14 protein-coding genes are annotated in these 17,225 nt (G+C 44.1%); 5 read left to right on the top strand and 9 right to left on the bottom strand.

Going from position 1 to position 17,225, the window contains the following annotated elements:
• Positions 1-236 precede the first annotated feature (236 nt).
• From JMY02_RS09960 to erpA, 4 genes are all read right to left on the bottom strand, one after another.
• Entirely contained in the window at positions 237-884 is a 648-nt protein-coding gene (locus JMY02_RS09960; RefSeq protein ID WP_201597691.1) for a copper resistance protein NlpE N-terminal domain-containing protein, read from the bottom strand.
• 461 nt (positions 885-1,345) lie between these two features.
• On the bottom strand, positions 1,346-1,873 hold the full coding sequence (locus tag JMY02_RS09955; protein WP_201597688.1) for a disulfide bond formation protein B: 528 nt from the start codon (positions 1,871-1,873) through the stop codon (positions 1,346-1,348).
• Positions 1,874-1,924: 51 nt separating this feature from the next.
• Positions 1,925-3,499 (bottom strand): glutamate--cysteine ligase, encoded by a 1,575-nt coding sequence (gene gshA / locus JMY02_RS09950; protein ID WP_201597687.1) that lies wholly within the window; start codon positions 3,497-3,499, stop codon positions 1,925-1,927.
• Positions 3,500-3,812: 313 nt separating this feature from the next.
• Positions 3,813-4,193, bottom strand: a complete 381-nt coding sequence (erpA, locus tag JMY02_RS09945) for an iron-sulfur cluster insertion protein ErpA (protein ID WP_021813277.1) — start codon at positions 4,191-4,193, stop codon at positions 3,813-3,815.
• 602 nt (positions 4,194-4,795) lie between these two features.
• Between erpA and JMY02_RS09940 the strand changes: the two genes are divergently transcribed.
• Entirely contained in the window at positions 4,796-6,817 is a 2,022-nt protein-coding gene (locus JMY02_RS09940; RefSeq protein ID WP_201597685.1) for an ATP-binding cassette domain-containing protein, read from the top strand.
• Positions 6,818-6,918: 101 nt separating this feature from the next.
• Here the strand turns inward: JMY02_RS09940 and JMY02_RS09935 are convergent, their stop codons facing one another.
• Positions 6,919-7,281: a septal ring lytic transglycosylase RlpA family protein gene (locus tag JMY02_RS09935; protein WP_021813280.1), complete on the bottom strand. Its 363-nt coding sequence runs from the start codon at positions 7,279-7,281 to the stop codon at positions 6,919-6,921.
• Positions 7,282-7,637: 356 nt separating this feature from the next.
• On the opposite strand from JMY02_RS09935, the gene JMY02_RS09930 reads away from it, so the two are divergent.
• Both JMY02_RS09930 and JMY02_RS09925 read left to right on the top strand, forming a co-directional pair.
• Positions 7,638-8,654, top strand: a complete 1,017-nt coding sequence (locus JMY02_RS09930; RefSeq protein ID WP_201597682.1) for a DnaJ C-terminal domain-containing protein — start codon at positions 7,638-7,640, stop codon at positions 8,652-8,654.
• 250 nt (positions 8,655-8,904) lie between these two features.
• Entirely contained in the window at positions 8,905-9,228 is a 324-nt protein-coding gene (locus tag JMY02_RS09925) for a chaperone modulator CbpM (RefSeq protein WP_201597679.1), read from the top strand.
• Positions 9,229-9,306: 78 nt separating this feature from the next.
• On the opposite strand, the gene sstT is transcribed toward JMY02_RS09925, so the two are convergent.
• The 4 genes from sstT to JMY02_RS09905 all read right to left on the bottom strand — a co-directional run bounded on the left by sstT (position 9,307) and on the right by JMY02_RS09905 (position 13,914).
• Positions 9,307-10,509: a serine/threonine transporter SstT gene (gene sstT / locus JMY02_RS09920; RefSeq protein ID WP_201597678.1), complete on the bottom strand. Its 1,203-nt coding sequence runs from the start codon at positions 10,507-10,509 to the stop codon at positions 9,307-9,309.
• A 251-nt stretch (positions 10,510-10,760) separates the two neighbouring features.
• Positions 10,761-11,261 carry a DNA polymerase III subunit chi gene (locus JMY02_RS09915; RefSeq protein ID WP_201597677.1) on the bottom strand — a complete coding sequence of 167 codons (501 nt, stop codon included), beginning with the start codon at positions 11,259-11,261 and terminating at the stop codon, positions 10,761-10,763.
• Positions 11,262-11,296: 35 nt separating this feature from the next.
• On the bottom strand, positions 11,297-12,937 hold the full coding sequence (locus JMY02_RS09910) for a leucyl aminopeptidase (protein WP_201597671.1): 1,641 nt from the start codon (positions 12,935-12,937) through the stop codon (positions 11,297-11,299).
• 371 nt (positions 12,938-13,308) lie between these two features.
• Positions 13,309-13,914 (bottom strand): cysteine hydrolase family protein, encoded by a 606-nt coding sequence (locus JMY02_RS09905; protein WP_201597754.1) that lies wholly within the window; start codon positions 13,912-13,914, stop codon positions 13,309-13,311.
• Positions 13,915-14,637: 723 nt separating this feature from the next.
• Here JMY02_RS09905 and JMY02_RS09900 point away from each other — a divergent pair.
• Together JMY02_RS09900 and lptG are read left to right on the top strand one after the other, a co-directional pair.
• On the top strand, positions 14,638-15,915 hold the full coding sequence (locus JMY02_RS09900; protein ID WP_201597752.1) for an LPS export ABC transporter permease LptF: 1,278 nt from the start codon (positions 14,638-14,640) through the stop codon (positions 15,913-15,915).
• On the top strand, positions 15,915-17,141 hold the full coding sequence (gene lptG / locus JMY02_RS09895; RefSeq protein WP_201597669.1) for an LPS export ABC transporter permease LptG: 1,227 nt from the start codon (positions 15,915-15,917) through the stop codon (positions 17,139-17,141). The genes JMY02_RS09900 and lptG overlap by 1 nt, the downstream gene beginning before the upstream one ends.
• Positions 17,142-17,225: the final 84 nt, after the last annotated feature.

Here is a 17,225-nt window from a genome sequence, read left to right as displayed (position 1 = left end):
ATCTCAGTCCCACTGACTTTTTATATTGACTTGACTATATCAGCGTGGCAAATAGGCGTTCATTGTAAAGTAAACACTGTTAGATAACCAATAAAAAACGCCCAACAAAGAGGCGTTTTTTCGCGAATCCAACAGACTGGTATGATTGAATTTTAGCAAAAGTATTTATAAGTTCACTTGCTCAGTATTTTTTGATGAATAAAGTTGGAGGCGCGTCTGATCGTTGGTGTGCTTAGTTATTTACGCGCCAAGATATAGTCATTATCGGGGTTTTTGTGTTCATCCATCAAGATAAGATGATTGTCTTGGATATGATACGTTTCAATGTTTTTTGCCTCATAGACAATCGTGATGGTATTGTTGTCTTGGCGATAAATGCCAGATTCTACCAGTGGTGCCTGCGGTTTTTCAGGCTGATTATAAATGTTGGTTTTTAGTACCGAGCCGTCAGCAAATAAATTTAAGGTGACATCAATATTGTCACAAGATTTACAAGGCACCATACCACCATAATCGCCCATCAAAGTGGCTTGTAGTGCGCTACTACTAGGCGACTCTGAGTTTAACAGCGATTGGCGCGTGTGTAAGTCATTGGTTGATTGAGCGGCGGCAATGAGCGATTGCCCTTCTGCTATGGTATCAAGCTCACTGTCAGGGTTTGATTGAAGGCCACTGTTGTCTTGGAAGTTTCCTGCAAGATTTTGTAAATCGGCATCTGGCAGAGCATCAGCAGGCGCGACCTCGATACGTGCCTCTTCATTATCACTGGATAAGGCGCTGTCACAACCAATCAGTAGCATACACAGCGGCACCATTAGTAAATAGCGACTAAAGCGTCTGACAACAGTAGATGTAGGAGTGCAAGCAGGTGCAAAAGATGTCATGGTCACCTCAAGTAACAAGTTATCAAATAATGCTGCTAAAAAATGTCTATAGTATCGGCAACTTGTTACGATTGTCAAAAGCGAAAGAGAATCATTCTAAAAATAAAAGATGGCAATTATAATTGCCTTGTTTGAAGTTTTTGGGCGAGGGTATAGTGTCAATAACCTGTAGCTTATTGGCGGTCATAAATGAGTGATGCCAAGATCCTATCGGCCAATCAAAAAATCAAATAAACTGTGTCAAGATATCAAAAGTTTAGAATATCTCTGTGGACTTTTTGTTATAGGTGGGATATCTAAAAGATAAACATTGAGGTTTGAGTCGCGATGGACTGGACGATTAATAAAGGTTGTTAGAAGTGTTTGACAGTAGCATAGATCTGCACAGATATGAGGTAACGGACACTCATACCTGTTTAAAGAAAGCTAAAATGAAAAATAACGGCTAAGATAGCCAGCGACTAAGCAAGATTTTTTTGAGCGATAGGTCGGACGATGCGCCATAATATCAGACCATGTACCACGAGCAGTACACTGAATAAAATCAAAGATTGCTCAGGAATACTTAGACCCATAAACGTCCAATCAATAGTAGCACACTCACCAGAACCTGCAAAAACTTCTTTGAACACCTGTAGCATAGGAAGCGTATCTAGCCAATAGTCCAACCCTGGACCACAAGAAGGTACTTGATCGGCAGGCAAGTGCTGTAGCCACACATGACGCGCTGCCACCGCAGTGGCCCAACCAATACCAGCTAAGCTACCAAGCCATAGCAGCAACCTTACCGCCATAGGCTTTGGGTTAAACAGCGCAGCTATCAGAGCAAAACCGCCCATTATCATTAAGCCAATACGCTGAAAAATACAAAGTGGACAAGGTGTAAGGCCTAAATGGCGCTGCAAAAAAAACAGCGCAAAACTCATACCTATCACAGTCATGAGTACTAGAAATATTTGCAAATTACGGTAAGTGGTCAGTTGTAGCATAGGGCCATTACTCTTATAAAGTAGTTATCTATAATGCTAAATAGTCAAAATCTAGCGATACTGTTGCAAGAATTCCATGAAATCGGCCGTTTCTGCTTTTTCGATATCCGCTTGCTGTAGTATCGATTTTTCTGCCAACACTTCATACTGAGCTTGGGTGTTTGGGCTCAACGTCTGTTGCAATAAAGACTTGCGATGCTGCTGTGCCAAGGTAAAGCCGAGCTGCCATAGGCTGCCCAAACGCTTACTATCTGAGTTTACTTGTGCTGAGATGGTCGATTCAGAATGTCCCGCTTTGCCTTGCATCAAAGCAACCGCCGCACGGTAATCGTTGCCGCCATAATGAGCATCCAGCAAAGCAGCAAGTGGCTGCATACGCTCTAAATGCATCAGCATCCAACTTTCGAGTAATTGCTCCTCACCATTATTTATGATGTGTAAGCCTTCACGGCGACCTTCGTTGACCACACGCTCAAGATTGATAGCAAGCGCTTCTTCTTCATCAGGTAGCAAGTCGGGTGAGTCGCTCAGCAAACAGTACAGCGCCATGACTTCTAAGAAACAGGCACTAGAGAGACGGATACCAACATCGCTATAAGGGTCGAGATCGATCGCACGAAACTCAACATAAGCGATACCACGACGCTCAAGTGCTTCGGTTGGCGTCTCGCCGCTCATCGCGATTTGTTTTGGGCGGATAGGGCTATAGTATTCATTTTCTATTTGTAGAATATGGTTATTGATCTGAATAGGATTGCCATCTGCGTCATCTAAGCCAAGCTTGGCGAAGCTTTCATGCGGCGTTTGAATCGCCCGGCGCAAGCCATCGACATACTCTGGTAGATAGTTATAGCGAATATCCAGTTGCTCTTGCACGCTATTGGTGTAGCCAAGCTTGCCCATACGTAGGCTGGTTGCAGCAGGCTTGTAGTAAGTGGAATCATTTAGCAGCTCTAAATCATGCTCACGCCCTGCGACAAAACAAGGACAAACGCTTGGACTGGCACCCAATAAGTAAAGCACGAGGCTGGTCAGACGCTTAAAGTTACGAATAAGCCCCAAGTATTTTTCGTTTTTGAATTCTGTCAGCGTTTGGCTCTGTGCGCTGGATGTCTGTGCTTGCCACGCTTCAAACAATCCATCACCAAAAGATAAGTTGTAGTGTAAACCTGCAATGGTCTGCATGCGGCGGCCATAACGGATACCAAGCCCACTACGATATAAGGTTTTTAGTTTGCCAGTATTAGAGCTGCCATAATCAGCCAATGGAATATCTTCATCCTTAGAGGACAACATACAAGGCATCGATAGCGGCCACATCAGCTCACCTTCAGGCAGACCTTGATACACCAACACGTGCAGTTGACGCAGCATATTTAGTGTTTCTTTTGGTGAGGTCTTGGGATCAGTAATGAGTTCGAGCAGGCTTTCTGAATAATCAGTGGTAATAAAGGGGTGGGTTAATTTTGACCCAAGTTTTGCTGGATGGGGCGTTTGTGCCAAATAACCATCAGGCCTCACGCGCAGGCCCTCTTTTTCGATTCCGCGTAACATGCCGGTTAAATGCTTGTTGTCAAACCAGTTGGGAATGTCAAAGCTGACAAAGCTACTCGCAAAATTACTCATAATAGTCATCTATTGTTATTTATTATGGTGGCTCAAAACACGACTGGCGTTTGACCATAAAAGAGGTAAATATTAGATTCTGAATGCCGTCAGTTTAGCTCAAAGCTGCGGTGAAAACCACGAGCAATTACAAATACGATAAGCTTTACAAGGGTTCAACGGCCTATATTTCAGCGGATATTTAAATTAAAGTTTTTGTAAACAGTGCTTTACTATTACTGTATAAAATAAAAAGCATCTACCGATTGGATAGATGCTTTGAATGCGCTACGTTAAGCCAATCATCATAACGGCATCTATGCTAACCATTCATTTAAATAGAGAATGACGAGCCACAGCCGCAAGTGGTCGTGGCATTTGGGTTGGTCACGATAAAGCGCGCGCCCTCTAGACCTTCGGTATAATCGACGGTAGAGCCTTGCAAGTATTGATAACTGAGCGAATCTACGACCAGCGTGACATCGCCATTATCAAAGTTGGCATCGTCTTCGTTTAAATCATTGGCAAAATTGAAGCCATAAGAAAAACCTGAACAGCCGCCGCCAGTCACATAGACGCGTAGCATAAGGTCGCTATCACCTTCTTCTTCGCGCAGGCGACGCACTTTTTGTGCGGCACTGTCGGTTAGGCTTAATATCGTTGGGTCTACTGGCTGGCTTGAGCTTGGACTAAATTGGTTGGCTGATTCGTTCATATCTACCTCAGTGGCTAGGATCAAATGCGGTCGTCATCCTGTTTGGGTTTGCAATGAATAGGTTGCAAATAAAGATACGCACGGCGTTTGATTCGATTGGGTGCTGTCATTATGGCAATGCTGTCAGGACATTATAAATATTATATGAAAGCCATCACAACGGTTTCATTGATTACTGACACATATCTGGTAGCAGTATATCATAATGGGGATGACGATTCGTTTGTCAAGCGTGCTATGACCAACCAAATCTAACGTCCTGAATTTGACTTTTATTATACTGATAAATGCTTATAACAGATTCAATTTAAAATTTTCGCATGCTATTGGAATAAATTTCTTATAGCCTCTGTCACGCTTGCGAACAGCGAGCAAAAGAAATTTATTCCAATAGCATGCTGATATTAACGTATCGATTTTATTTTGTACTGGCTATATAAAACCAAGCGCTTTTTACCTTAATTAATACTTAGTTTTGAAATAGTTATTTAATCGTTTGCCTATGGGTCAAGCGTTTGAAATAATAGCCGCCATTAACATGCCAGATGTGTGTTTTTCTAATTGCCTGATATTTTATATTACTGTTGAGATGAAGAAATTATATGATCGAATTTAAAGACGTTGGTGTTCGCCGTGATGGTCGTGAATTGTTTGCAGGGGCAAGCTTCCAGCTACATCCGGGCCACAAAGTTGGCTTAACGGGCAATAACGGCACGGGCAAATCTACCTTGTTTGCCTTACTATTGACGCGAATGGGAACAGGCGACACCGAGGTCACGCTTGATAAAGGTGAAGTCAGTATTCCTGATAGCTGGCATGTGGCGCATATGGCACAGGAAGTGGGCGCTACGACACAGACGGCGATTGATTATGTACTCAGTGGTGATGAGCAATGGTATGAGATCAATGCTTCTTTAAATGATTTGAGTAGCGTGAGCGACGAGCAGATTGGGGTATTGCATCAGCAGTTCGATGAGATTGATGGCTATCGTACGCCCACCAAAGCGGCGCAAATCATGGCGGGTCTGGGTTTTAATACCAGCCAGCATGAGCTGCCAGTAGAAGGGTTTTCGGGTGGTTGGCGCATGCGTTTGAATCTTGCCAAAACCTTGATGAGCCGTGCGGATTTAATGTTACTCGATGAGCCAACCAACCATTTGGATTTGGATGCTATCTTGTGGCTTGAGACTTGGATCAATGCATTTACCGGTTTGGTCATCGTCATCTCGCATGACCAAGCATTTTTAGACGCAACCGTCGGTCATATTTTGCATGTCGAACAACAAAAAATCACCCTTTATACGGGTAATTATCAGCAGTTTATCCGTACTCGTCATGAGCGTATGGCGCAGCAGCAACAGGCGTTTGAAAAGCAAGAAGCGACCAAGGCACATTTGGACGACTTTATTCGTCGTTTCCGCGCCAAGGCCAGTAAAGCCAAACAAGCCCAGAGCCGTATCAAGCAGCTTGAGCGTATGGCGGAGCTGTCACCAATGATGGCAGACAATCCTTTTTCTTTCCGCTTTTATGAGCCAGCAAACATGAGCTCACCGCTGATTGAGCTGACCAAAGCAGATATTGGCTATAGCGATACCCCACTTTTATATAATGCCAATGTGCAAGTGACCCCTGACACACGTCTTGGCTTACTGGGCATGAATGGCGCAGGTAAATCAACGCTGATCAAAGCCTTGGTTGGTGAGCTTGGTGTGTTGTCAGGCACGTATCGGGTATCTGATACCATCAAGCTTGGCTACTTCAACCAGCACCAAATGGACGTACTGGATGCTGCTGCGACGCCCTTGCAAATGATGCGTCGTCTGGCTGGAAAAACCTCAGATGCCGAGCTGCGTTCATTCTTAGGTAGTTTTGACTTTCGTGGTGATCGAATCGATACGCCAAGTGAGCTATTTTCTGGTGGCGAACGGGCGCGTTTGACCTTGGCATTGATTGTTTGGCAACGTCCAAACGTCCTGGTACTCGATGAGCCAACCAACCACTTAGATTTACAAATGCGCCAAGCATTGACCATCGCCTTGCAAGGGTTTCAAGGTGCTGTGGTACTGGTCTCGCATGATCGCGAGCTGATTGCCAACGTCTGTGATGAGTTATTTTTGGTGCATGATGGTCAAATCGATGAGTTCGATGGTGACATCAGCGACTATGGTAAATGGCTGGCAGAAAAACGCAAACAAGAGAATTCGACAGATAAAAGTAGCAGTAAGAAAAAGAGCAAAAAAGAGAGTAAGAAATTTGTTTCACGTGAAACAACTGATAGTCAAGCGAGTAATAAAGCGCCTACGGCATCATCGAAAAAAAAAGCCGCTGAACCTGCTCTGAGTAAAGAAGAGCAGCGTAAACAGGCAGCTGAACAACGCAAATTAACTGCACCCGTTCGCCGTGACATTGAAAATACCGAAAAAACCTTGGCTAAGATTGCTGACAAACTGGCCGCACTCGAAGAAAAGCTGGCTGATACTGGTCTATACGAAGAGAGTCGTAAATCTGACTTACTGGTTTTACTAAATGAGCAGACAGCATTACAACAGCAACATAGCGATAATGAAGACACGTTATTGCAATCGATGACGACGTTAGAGGAAATGGAAGCGGGTTTTGAGTAGAGCCTTTTAAATCGCAGGTTTTGATTGTTTTTTGAGCCATGTTTGGTTTATAAAAGCAGTCACAAAAAAGGGAGAGCGCTGGCTCTCCCTTTTTTATTATATTATTCCTTACGATATCTACCATCACCATAAGACAGTATTTCCATTGTGGTGGTACACAATTGGCAGTTTATTTGACCAGCAGCGGCTTTGGATAAATCAAGAATACGACCTCGAATAAACGGCCCTCTGTCTGTGATTTTCACAATGACACTCTGCTTTGTATTTTTGTTCGTCACTTGTACCTTTGTACCAAACGGCAATGTGCGATGCGCCGCGGTCAAAGAATTCATATTAAAAATACTACCACTCGCCGTACGTTTGCCGTGGAACTTACTGCCATAATAGCTGGTATTTCCAGCAAAAACAGTGGTGCTCAGCAATAGTGATAAGGTGACAACCAAAGACTTGATTAAATAAGACATTTAATACCTTTAAGCAATTTATAAAATAGACAGATACACTTGCCTATGTTATTTATACTCCCTATGAGTATGAATAATATGGGTATTTTACAGCGAAGAGCTTGTCATATTCTTACAGCTGTGTAAAAAAACTCTCAAGACCAAATTATTTTTATCGCTTCATTTCACAGGCCCCAAGGTCGAGATTATTCTTAGTAATATTTATATCACTGTCTTTACTTTTTTTATTGCTATCATTGGCAGTAGATAGAGTGCAGTCACAATCTGTTATGTCACAGTCAAAAAACTCCATACCATATCGTTTAAAATTGGCATATCAGTAACATTAACATGCTTTTATTTTGAGGAAAAACAACATGGCAGAGAAAAACTACTATGACATTTTAGGGGTCAAAAAAAACGCCTCAGACGCCGATATCAAAAAAAAGTACCGTAAGCTCGTCCGTCAATACCACCCTGACGTCAGCGATGACCCAGACGCTGATAACAAGATTGCAGAGATCAATAACGCTTACGAAACCATCAGAGATAAAGACAAAAGGGCTGAATATGACGCCATGTTAGACAATCCCTTTGTCGGTCAAAGTGGCGGTTTTGGTGGTCAATCTGCAAGTGGTGGGCAAGGCGGCTACCGCTGGGAAGATATTAAAGATCAGTTCGGTGATGGCGAAGCCTATGGCGATAGTGGTTTTCGCTTCGATGATATTTTTTCGGCATTTGGTCGCGGTGCGCGGGGCTCGACGAATGGGCAGGCAAGTGGCCAATCGCAACGTGGCGGCTTCGATCAGTTTGGGGGTGGTTTTGGGTCGCAAGACAGCAAAGGGCAAGATCAGCATGCAGAGATTACCGTTGATTTGGCCTCGGTTTATGACGGTGATGATTATAGTATTAAGCTGAATGTTCCTGTGCGCCAGCCTAATGGTAGCGTGGAGTATGACAACAAAACGCTTAAAATTAAAATTCCTAAAGGCATCACTGACGGTAAACAAATCCGCCTAGCAGGACAAGGTGCGGCTGGTAATGGCAGTGGCAAAAACGGTGATTTATTCTTAAAAGTTAAAATTCGTCATGCAGACAATATCCGTATCGACGGTGCTGATGTCTATCAAACCGTCAATATAGCGCCATGGGAAGCCGCATTGGGTGAAAAAATTAATGTCAACACGCCAGCCGGCACACTAGCGGTGACGATTCCTAAAAACAGTAAGTCTGGCAACAACTTACGCTTAAAAGGCAAAGGCATCCCTGCCAAACAAGCGGGTGACTTATATTTGACATTAAACATCGTCAACCCTGATATCAGTACTGAGGCAGCAACGCAGGCTTACGAGCAGCTCAAACAAGCCTTTGCTGATACCAATATTAGTCGTTAATGGTCGCCAAAAATTACTCACATTAAAATACTATAGTGAGTTCATTATAAAAATGAGTCAGCAGGACTGGTATGCTTATCTTTAAACGAGAAGTTTCGCCGCATCGAGCTGCGAAGGCACAGCAAGCCAAAAAATTTATACCAGTTCAGCGTTGAAATATAATATGTTCGTTTTATTTAGAATCGACTATATGACAGAGATGAAGACCATACGATAACGATGAAATAACGTGCAAACGAGGACAATCGCTATGAAACATTCGCCTGAATTTACCGACATTATCATGAACTTAGATGAGCTGGTATCCGCCTGCGGCCAAGATCGCCAGTGGGTTATCGAGTTGATTGAAGAAAGTATCATTGAGTATGATGTGCCAGAGCATGAGCAATTTACAGGTTATCAGTTAACGACGGTGCGCCGTGCCTCACGCCTTAGCCGCGACTTTGAAGCCAGCGTTCCTGCTATTGGTTTGATACTTGAGTTATTGGATGAGCTTGAGCAATTACGCCGACTCAAACGTCAGTTAGATATGCAGACACCTGTGATTGAAGTGAATGCCGATAATTTGAAATAGTTAAATTAATCAGTAGAATAGACAACAAAAAGGGCCTTAGCGGCCCTTTGTCTTTTTTATGATGACTATTTTTTTAAATTAACGCGAATACGTAGGATCAGCGGCAGCGGTAAACAGCACATCAGTTGATGAGTTCAACGCTGTTTCTGCCGAGTCTTGTATCACTCCAATGATAAAGCCAATCGCAACCACTTGCATGGCAATGTCGTTTGGGATACTAAATAGGCTCGCCGCCAATGGAATCAGAAGCAAAGAACCACCCGCGACACCAGACGCGCCGCAAGCACTGATGGTCGCCACTAAGCTCAATAAAAGCGCAGAAGCAAATGTCACTTCGATACCGAGCGTATGTGCTGCTGCTAGCGTCAACACGTTAATGGTAATTGCCGCGCCAGCCATATTAATCGTCGCACCGAGTGGAATCGTCACCGAATACGTGTCTTCATGTAAACCCAGTTTGCGGGCGAGGTTCATGTTGACCGGAATATTCGCCGCTGAGCTGCGAGTAAAGAATGCGGTAATGCCTGACTCACGTAAGCAAGTAAACACCAGTGGATAAGGGTTTTTGCGTGTTTTGATAAGTACGATGAGGGGGTTTGCAACTAAGGCAATGAAGAGCATACAACCGACCAGTACCAGCAAAATACGCGCATAACCAGCCAAAGCGGCAAAGCCTGTCTCAGCGACGGTGTTTGCGACCAAACCCAAGATACCAAAAGGCGCTAGCGCAATGATCCATTTGACCACTTGTGAGATGGCATCAGAAAAATCACTGACCACGGCACGCGCGGTATCGCTGGCTTGACGCAGTGCAAAACCGATGATAATTGCCCACGCCAAAATCCCAATATAGTTGGCTTCGGCAAGAGCATTAACAGGGTTTGCGACCAAATTCATGAGCAGGTTGGTCAACACTTCTTTTAGACCTGCTGGTGGTACTTGCTCAATCGTGGCATTGACCAAAACCAGTTCCGTTGGAAACAAAAAGCTTGCGCCGACGGCGGTCAGAGCTGCCAAAAAAGTGCCGAACATGTACATAATAAGCACTGGTTTGACATAAACTTCACTGCCACTGCGGTGTTGGCTAATGGCTGCCATGACCAAAATAAAGACCAAAATCGGTGCAACTGCCTTTAGCGCGCCAACAAACAGCGTCCCCAGTAATCCCAATGCAATACCGACGTTTGGTGCTAACCAACCAATGAGCACTCCCAATATTAGGCCAATAATAATCAGCGGCACCAGCCCTATACGCTGGTACATCGCAATCAATGAACGCATCTATACACCCTCGAATCAGTCAATCAATCAGAAATTTATACTAGGGCGTGTTTGATATTCAATCATGGCACTGACAGCGACTATTTATGAATGTCAAACACGCTCTAATAGTAGAAAATTAATCGAAGGATGGTAGCATTTTTTCAGATAAGCGCCTACCTTTAACCCACATTTGCATAGGTTTAGAGGTTTTGAAAAACACCTAGTAATAGAGAAATTAGAGGATTTTTATTGATAAATATATAGAGATATTAGAGTTTAAAGTAAGTCAACTCATAGCCCAGTTGTTGATAGCTTTTGTACTTTTGACGGCCTTCTTGCACACTGCTAGGATCAGGCTTTATCAGCTCCAGTACGCGAGTGGGATGCGCATTATTGGTGGCAGCCATAAAGGTATTCACCGGATGCTGTGTGGTATTGAGTACGATACCTTTAAAGTCGGCTGGCATATAGCTGCCAAGCAAAACAGGCGCTAAAGATTTACTGTCGATAGGGTGATTGGAGATGTCAGTATCAGTGCCTTTATTATCAGAACCTACAGTCTCGACATCCAAAAGGCGTTGATGCGGTATAAAGCTGACGGCATCGACTGCCCATAGTGCCTCATCGAGCGTCGATAGCAGTTTCTCATCGTCGATAAGAATCAGCACCGACTGAGTGCTCTTATTGAGTGCGGTTTGGGTCAACTGACAAATAAAGCCCAAGAAATCTTGGGCTTTACTCTCACTTAACACATAAAAACTGATATTCATAAAATGGCTTTCATAAAATAATAGTCATAAATGGATTAGATCATATCCGCACTGTTTTTTAAGTATTGCATAAATAGCGGGACAGGACGACCCGTTGCTGCTTTGTCTGTCCCTGAATTCCATGCCGTGCCAGCGATGTCTAAATGCGCCCATGCTTGACCTTCTTCGACAAAGCGCGATAAGAAACATGCAGCGGTGACAGCGCCTGCACCTTTACCACCGATGTTTTGCATATCAGCGATGGGCGAGTCGAGCTGTGCTTGATATTCGTCATCCATTGGCATATGCCAAATGAGATCACCGGATAGATTGCTGGCGTTTTCAAGATCGAACAATACGTCTTCATCATTACTAAAGACGGCTGAACGTACATTACCTAGCGCAACCACACAAGCACCAGTTAATGTGGCAACATCAATGATGGCTTTTGGGTTATAGCGCTGCACGTAGCATAACGTGTCTGCGAGTACCAAGCGACCTTCGGCATCTGTGTTTAAGATTTCAACTGACATGCCGTTCATGGCTTTGACGATATCACCTGGGCGCGTGGCATCCCCTGATGGCATGTTTTCAGCACAAGCGAGCGCACCAACGACGTTGATCGGTAGACGCGCTTCACACAAGGCTTTAATCGTGCCCAGTACTGAGGCTGAACCACCCATGTCAAACTTCATCTCATCCATAGCCGCGCCGGGTTTGATTGAGATACCGCCTGAATCAAAAGTCACGCCTTTTCCGACTAAGACGATAGGGGCATCATCGTTTGCTGTTTGCGCAGCAGCATCGCTATTTTTATCTGCCTTTTTGGCTGCTTTTTTGGTTGGTAGCTTATCAGCCAAGGCTTTTAGACCACCTGTTACTTTTGCGCTGCTAGTGGCGTTAGTACTAAATGCTGATTTACCTTGATATTCCATCAATACCAGCTTGCCTTCTTTGGTAGAGCCTTGTGCCACGGCCAAAAAGCAATTCATACCCAGCGCTGACATCTCTTCTTCGCCCAATACGGTAACTTTTAAAAGATCAGGATAGGCCTTTTCCATTTCTTGCGCTTGTTCTGCCATATAAGCTGGGAAACAAATATTACCCGGCTCATTTGCAACATCGCGAGTGAGGCTCTGACCAGAAAATACCGCTTGAGCAAATGCTAAGGAATCTTGCAACGATTCGTCAGCAAGTAAGTAAATATCGGTTAATACAGGCGTTTTTTGCTCAGACTTATATTTATCAAAACGATAACTTGCTGCCAATAGATTAAGGGCAAACTGACCAAATTGACTCTCTTCTAACGCATCACCCAAAGCAACAGTAATAGAATCGACACGTTTTTGCGTGCTTTGATAAATGGTATTAGCAATTTTTTGCAAGACGCTATGGCTAAGCTTATCAAGGTTACCAACACCTACTAACAATAGTTGTACTGGGTTTTGCTTAGTGGTTTTTTTGTCGCCTGCCAGCGCATAATCAGCCACAGTTTCACAAGCACTGCCGTTAAAGTGTGACACTTCGATCAATTGCTCAATGCGGGTCTGGTAATCGCTCAAGGCCGACTCGGCTACGATGTTTTTCTTATCATCGATCAAAACTACAAGGCATGCCGCATCTTTGCTTTTGGCTTCTTTTTTGAGGATTTTTTGCGTATGGGTTTTTGGTAAGGTTTGGGTTAATTTGATATTCATATAATTATCCTTATTAGCATTATGAAAAATTCAAGTGAGGAAACTACAGGTTTTATTTAATTGGTTATACCTGCCGACATATTTGGCTCTCTAGCCATCGCAATAGTGTAGCATATTGCGAGACGAGTGCGCAGCGAGCAAGGCTTAGGTAATATGTTCGAACAACTTTGCTATAGTCAATCCACTATAAAAGCGTTACAGCGTTAACCTCGCTTGAAGTATGACATATACATCTGCACTCGGTTGCCTTGTACCACTCTTAAATTGGATCAACTATATGCCAGCTTACGCTATCGTCTAAATTGAAGTATGAAAATAAAGGCATTAAAATAAAGGCATGAAAATAAAAGTATTGAAAGGGCGCTAGGCAATCAGCTGTTAACCAACACATCGGTCGATACTAAAGCGGCAAATCTGTCTTGCAGCGCTGCCATCGCTGTATCGTGCATGACCTCGGCGCTGATCGTTGCTTTTTTAGCGCTAGGTAAGTCGCGAGTGGCACAGGCATCATGGCATACAAAACTCTCAAAGCCCAAGTCAAAGGCAGCTCGAACACTTGAGCTGACACACATATGGCTCATAAATCCAGCAAAAATAATCTGCTGCTTTTGCGTTTTTGAGATAAGCGCTTGAAGCTCGGTGTCATAAAAGGCGTTCGGATGTTTTTTGGTGATGACCGTTTCATTGTCATAAGGTTGTAAGACATCGACAGTCTCGACATTGGCTGATAAAGGATCAAACACCTTGCCATTTTCTGCGCCATGATGCGCCATATGAAAGATAGGGATGTTTTGATCGCGCGCTTTGTCAAGTAATCGCCGTGCATTTTTGATGGCATCAGCACCTGCTTGTCCAAGCGGCATCGCGCCATTGACGTATTCGTTTTGGTAATCGATTAGGACGAGTGCACAATTTGACCAATCAAGCGCTTCAAATTCCCCGCCAGCGAGTTGTAGTAGGGTAGAGGGTGTAGACATAGGCTTATTCATCAGTAGAATTCTCCGTTGAGTGGCATTGTTTTAAGTGGCATTGTTTTGAGTGACTATTATTTTAAGCGATATGGTTTTGAATGATATGAATAGAAATCCGAATATTCTTAGTCTAGCAATTAATATCACGGATACACGGTCAATGATACGAATGACAAACAAACCTTTCTAAAGTAAATAAAGCACAAACGTAATAGAAGAAACCTACTTACCCTATAGTGGTTTTATGTTTCATATTTCCTTCGTTGTGTCAGCCATCAGTCGATCTGGCAACGCCAGCAGCAAGAGAGACGCAATGTTTTCAAACACATTTCACAGCCATTTTTGACCAAAATATGCTACGATTAGCCGTTATATTTATCGCTAGTATTTATCAGGTGTGGCTAACTATATAGTCGATACTAAATAAAATAGATACATAACATGATGACGCGAGACTGACACAAATTTTTCTTGCTTGCTGTGCCTGCGCAGCTCGATGCGACAAAAAATTTATCCCAGTCTCGCTGTGTTTGTTTTATATCAACCTAAGTATAGATACGGTTTTTTGATATCTGTTTTTGTGCCTGTTTACTTGTCTGCTTGAGCAGCACTCTGTCGATAATATGCATCTGTCATGTTTGCATCTGTCCATAGCCTGTCCATAATTATGCGAAAAATTGCCCGCATACCAACCCATTAAGAGTGCCTATTGTGATATTACGCCGCTATATGACGCAACAAGTTGCCGCAACGACCGCTTTGGTATTGGGGTTTTTAGTGGTGATGATGCTGGGCGGTCGTTTGATTCGTTACTTTGGTATTGCTGCAGAAGGCAACTTAGATATCAGCTTGTTATTTACCATTATTGGTTATAATTTGCCGTATTTTTTAGAGTTAATCTTGCCATTGGCGTTTTTTATCGCCTTGATGCTGGTGTTTGGGCGCTTGTACGTGGATCAAGAAATGGCGGTGATTAATGCCAGTGGGGTGTCACGTGGTAAGCTTGCGCGGTTGATGACGCCATTGATATTGGCATTGTTTGTGGGTGAAGCTGCGCTATCCATCGTTGGCAAACCATGGGGCGTGCGCTCATCCGAGAGCGTTTGGCAACAGCAAGCGTTGACCAGTGCGTTTGACTTAATTCGTCCCAATGAGTTTATCAGTAGTGGCAATTATCATTTGTATGTGGGCAGTTTGAGCGATGATAAAAAACAATTGCAAGATGTGATACTTATCCAATCAGAGCCTAATACAAAAGGCACCGCTGATAAAAATACTGGCACAGATTTCAATAATCGTATTGATGCAGAAACCGCCGAGCAATTAAATATTCCAGAATTACCCAATGCGCTGGCCAATAATAACGCTATTAGCAAAGACACCATTACGCTAGCCAAACGTGCTGAGCAAGTAGACACGGGCAATAGCGGCGTGACCCAATTGGACTTATTCCAAGGTCGCCGTTATGAAGTAGGTGCAGGCAGTCTGAAATACAATCAAGTTGGCTTTGATCGTTATCGCATCACGCTGACGGAATCTTCCAAAGAAGTCATTACTGAAGACAATATCGAAACCCAAGCGATTGGTCCATTGTGGCAAGCTGCAACGGGTGGTACGCAAGTGGGCAGTGATAATGCGCTGCGTGCGGCACAAGGAGAGCTGGGCTATCGCTTGGCATTGCCGTGGCTCATGATCATTGCGCCTATGCTGGCGGTGCCACTCTCGCAAGTACGCCCGCGCCAAGGCCGTTGGCTGCGTCTGTTTCCTTCTATTTTGTTATTTGTCAGCTGCGCGCTGGGTATTATTTCACTCAAAAATGCGGTCAGTAAAGGCAGCGTCAGTGTATGGGCCTATGCGTGGCTGGTGTTAGGATTTATGATATTGGCGCTTTATATGAATTGGGGAAGTCGTGTGCAGCATCGATTGCGCTTTCGCAAACAAGAGAATAATGCAGCTTTAACAGTGGTCGATACTCAAAATAATGGATCACAAGGAGGGCTGTCTTAATGCGCTCCTTATTTTCAAAATCCTCCAATGCCAACTCGCCACAGGCTACAGCCAAGCTTGCTCAAAAACCTGCCAATTTAAAAGTGCTGAGTCGTTATGTCAAACTCAATGCGCTGCTTGCTATTATCGGTGCGGTCATAGGTTTGTGGGCGTTACAGTTGGTGTTCTCTTATTTGTCAGAGCTTGATTCTTTAGATGACAGCTATACGATGGGTGAAGCCATTAAGTACATTTTTTACCGCTCGCCCTACTTTTTAGAACAGTTCATCCCAACTGGCGCGTTACTTGGCGCGGTAGTCGGTTTGGGGTTGCTTGCAAACAAAAGCGAGCTGGTCGTGATGCGCGCAGCTGGCGTGAGCGTTTATCGTATTGTCAGTTGGGTGCTACAGCCTGCGCTGATTTTTGTGCTATTAGCTTTGGCAATCAATCAGTTTGTATTGCCACAGTCTAACCAATTGGCAAAAGAGATTAACGATGCCGATAGTCGCTCGTTGGTTACCTCGGTACGGGGTTATTGGACGGTGCAGCCGCGTTTTGAGAGTACAGAGGATGGCAGTACCAAGCCAGATGGTAGCGATATTTTGTATATCGATTATGCGGATGTCAAAGGCAATATCGGTGAGGTCAAGCGTTGGCATTTGGATAATGATGGCAATCTACAAACTGCCATTCACGCTGAGGGCGGGCAGTATATCGGTCGCGAACCACTTGATATTGCCAATGAGCAACCAAGCGAGCAGTATCGTTACGAGTGGCAGCTCAATAATATGACCGAACTTAATATCAATCAGGGTTTTGAGAGCAGTCAAGCCATCTCACCGTCAGATACCCTGAGTCTGCCGTTTGCGCCAGAGTCTGTGTACTTGCTCACCCGTAAGGCAGAGGATTTGTCTCTGACCCAGTTGTATGAGCATCGACAGTTCATGCGCCAACAAGGCACGCGCTCTTTGAGTCATGAGCTGGCATTTTGGCAAAAGCTACTATCGCCGTTATCCATCTTATCGCTGGTGATTGTCGCGTGTTCATTCGTCTTTGGTTCGCTGCGGACGCACAGTTTGGGTCTGCGTATCGTGGTGGCATTATTATTTGGTTTGTTGTTCAGTTACGTCCAAGACTTGGTGGGTTTTGTCTCGCTGGCGACCGGCTTTTCGCCCATGCTGATGGTGCTGTTACCGATTATCGGCAGTGCAATATTGGGTTGGTATTTACTTAAACGGCAGATGTAGGCAAAATCACCAGTTCTAAAAAAAGCATCGGACATAAAAAAGCCCGTCAAAACGTTAGTGTTTTGGCGGGTTTTTTGTTTGTTC

The sequence above is a fragment of the Psychrobacter vallis genome (genome assembly GCF_904846715.1).
In the GTDB taxonomy this organism is placed as follows: domain Bacteria; phylum Pseudomonadota; class Gammaproteobacteria; order Pseudomonadales; family Moraxellaceae; genus Psychrobacter; species Psychrobacter vallis.
This window is presented reverse-complemented; position numbering and strand designations above follow the sequence as displayed.

Bases quoted from the DNA above. Each gene is read 5' to 3' on its own strand.
- JMY02_RS09940 (WP_201597685.1), top strand. From the start codon at position 4,796: ATGATCGAATTTAAAGACGTTGGTGTTCGCCGTGATGGTCGTGAATTG.
- JMY02_RS09955 (WP_201597688.1), bottom strand. From the start codon at position 1,873: ATGCTACAACTGACCACTTACCGTAATTTGCAAATATTTCTAGTACTC.
- JMY02_RS09935 (WP_021813280.1), bottom strand. From the start codon at position 7,281: ATGTCTTATTTAATCAAGTCTTTGGTTGTCACCTTATCACTATTGCTG.
- erpA (WP_021813277.1), bottom strand. From the start codon at position 4,193: ATGAACGAATCAGCCAACCAATTTAGTCCAAGCTCAAGCCAGCCAGTA.
- gshA (WP_201597687.1), bottom strand. From the start codon at position 3,499: ATGAGTAATTTTGCGAGTAGCTTTGTCAGCTTTGACATTCCCAACTGG.
- JMY02_RS09915 (WP_201597677.1), bottom strand. From the start codon at position 11,261: ATGAATATCAGTTTTTATGTGTTAAGTGAGAGTAAAGCCCAAGATTTC.
- JMY02_RS09900 (WP_201597752.1), top strand. From the start codon at position 14,638: ATGACGCAACAAGTTGCCGCAACGACCGCTTTGGTATTGGGGTTTTTA.
- JMY02_RS09910 (WP_201597671.1), bottom strand. From the start codon at position 12,937: ATGAATATCAAATTAACCCAAACCTTACCAAAAACCCATACGCAAAAA.
- sstT (WP_201597678.1), bottom strand. From the start codon at position 10,509: ATGCGTTCATTGATTGCGATGTACCAGCGTATAGGGCTGGTGCCGCTG.
- lptG (WP_201597669.1), top strand. From the start codon at position 15,915: ATGCGCTCCTTATTTTCAAAATCCTCCAATGCCAACTCGCCACAGGCT.
- JMY02_RS09930 (WP_201597682.1), top strand. From the start codon at position 7,638: ATGGCAGAGAAAAACTACTATGACATTTTAGGGGTCAAAAAAAACGCC.
- JMY02_RS09905 (WP_201597754.1), bottom strand. From the start codon at position 13,914: ATGTCTACACCCTCTACCCTACTACAACTCGCTGGCGGGGAATTTGAA.
- JMY02_RS09925 (WP_201597679.1), top strand. From the start codon at position 8,905: ATGAAACATTCGCCTGAATTTACCGACATTATCATGAACTTAGATGAG.
- JMY02_RS09960 (WP_201597691.1), bottom strand. From the start codon at position 884: ATGACATCTTTTGCACCTGCTTGCACTCCTACATCTACTGTTGTCAGA.